At 68.6% G+C, this 229-nt stretch carries 1 pseudogene; it reads right to left on the minus strand.

Annotation, left to right across the window (positions count from 1 at the left end):
• Positions 1 to 229: pseudogene (locus tag E0702_RS18450) on the minus strand (hypothetical protein); the annotation flags it as partial.

Here is a 229-nt window from a genome sequence, read left to right on the forward strand (position 1 = left end):
TAGTCCGCCCCATAACGCCGGGCCAGCATCGCACCGAAGCCGCGGGACGTATCGGTCGTCGCCCATACATCCGCCTCCGAGCAGGTGCGTGTAGGCGATGTGACACCATAGCCAACGGTGTGCGAGTCGCCGACGAACTCGATCTGTCGCGCACGGCGGGGCAGCGGCTCGGCCACGGTGCCGGGCTCGGCATAGAAAGGGCCGAAGCCGGTCGGCGCCGCCTGGCTTT

This window comes from Halomonas marinisediminis (genome assembly GCF_004347715.1).
In the GTDB taxonomy this organism is placed as follows: Bacteria; Pseudomonadota; Gammaproteobacteria; order Pseudomonadales; family Halomonadaceae; genus Halomonas; species Halomonas icarae.